This is a genomic window from Paraburkholderia phymatum, from assembly GCF_040965635.1.
Taxonomy (GTDB): Bacteria; Pseudomonadota; Gammaproteobacteria; order Burkholderiales; family Burkholderiaceae; genus Paraburkholderia; species Paraburkholderia phymatum_B.
The window spans coordinates 1-902 of the sequence record NZ_JBFRCH010000108.1; the positions used below are offsets into that span (position 1 = coordinate 1).

Annotated in this window: 2 protein-coding genes; both read right to left on the minus strand. The window is 56.1% G+C overall.

Translation table 11 applies throughout. From position 1 onward, the window contains the following. Positions 1–123: 123 nt before the first annotated feature. Positions 124–333, minus strand: a complete 210-nt coding sequence (locus AB4Y32_RS40390; RefSeq protein ID WP_368726574.1) for a hypothetical protein — start codon at positions 331–333, stop codon at positions 124–126. Next, a complete protein-coding gene (locus tag AB4Y32_RS40395) occupies positions 326–742 on the minus strand; it encodes a tyrosine-type recombinase/integrase (RefSeq protein WP_439899909.1) in 417 nt (138 codons plus the stop codon). The genes AB4Y32_RS40390 and AB4Y32_RS40395 overlap by 8 nt, the downstream gene beginning before the upstream one ends. Between the last annotated feature and the right edge of the window lie 160 nt (positions 743–902).

A 902-nucleotide genomic window follows, 5' to 3' on the forward strand; every position in this document is an offset into this window, starting at 1 on the left:
CTGGCAGACAAGAGACTCTCCCTTGGGCGTCGTTTGTGCAAGATGCCTGAGGGAGATCCCCTCCGCTACATCACGCAAGCTGCTCAAAACGCCCCGAATTCCCATCGATTTACGTGCTCACGCTCAGAGAACCAGTGGTGCATCGATGTCGCTAAGTTCCAGGCGATCAGGTCTTCGATGCAATCGCTGTTCTGTAAATTGGAGAAGCAGCCTCATGGTGTCTCGGTAAGCCGCTACCGTTCGCGGGCTCGCGTTACGCTGCCGTATCAGACGTACCATAAAGAACTGCTGCAGCAGTTGTGCAAACGTCGGTGATGAGTTCAGGTCAGACATGACTGCCTCCTTGAACGAAGCGCTCGAAGCGATCGCCTGCGATGGCCATCAATTCAGGTATTGCCGTCACGTACCAGAACGTGTCGGTGACCTGGCTATGTCCGACGTAGGTGGAAAGCATCAGCATCGCATTACCTACGTCGATCCCCTCCTGATACCAGCCAATAAGACGGCGGCAGATAAAGCTGTGCCTCAGGTCGTGGATGCGTGGGTGCGGATGACCTCCCCGGGCTTGCCATCGGAGCTGTACTCGAAGACGGGCGAAGGCATATTCGATCTGACGGTAGTTCATTGGCCTTCCGCTGTCGGACAAGAAGAATGCGTCGGTCGTCCGCGTGGGCAGCTTTTCGTCCCGATTACAGGCATAGGCTCGGAGTGCCTCGGCGGTGGTTGGATGGATCGGAACCAGACGGGCTTTGTGACTACGCCGCTAGCGGCGTAGCTTTAACTATGCCGCATTTGAGGCAATGCCGATCAGGCTGGAACTGGACCACGAATATGCCAGCAGTGAGCCCAGAGGGACGATGTTAACGAGTCGTCCGGCTCGGCATAGTTTAGATGCCTAAAGA